This window comes from Pseudomonas sp. AC463 (genome assembly GCF_979253585.1).
Genome location: NZ_CEEDDZ010001267.1, coordinates 1 through 229 on the forward strand (window position 1 = coordinate 1; position 229 = coordinate 229).

Consider the following 229-nt stretch of genomic DNA (forward strand, 5'->3'; position numbering starts at 1 on the left):
TCGTAGGGTCTGGGCCAGCCGGATACACCGCCGCTGTCTACACCGCCCGCGCCGGACTGAAGCCGCTGGTATTTGAAGGGTCAATGGATGCCGGCGGCGCCCTCATGCAGACCACCGAGGTCGAAAACTACCCGGGCTTCTCCGAAGGGATCATGGGCCCCGACCTCATGGCGCAGATGCGTGCCCAGGCCGAACGGTTCGGAGCCGAGCTCATCGCCGACGACGTCAC

General features: G+C 65.9%; 1 protein-coding gene. It reads left to right on the forward strand.

Annotation, left to right across the window (positions count from 1 at the left end; all coding sequences use genetic code 11):
* Positions 1 to 229 (forward strand): NAD(P)/FAD-dependent oxidoreductase (locus AC0IYH_RS34385; RefSeq protein ID WP_471838983.1); only part of this gene is annotated, 229 nt, incomplete at both ends.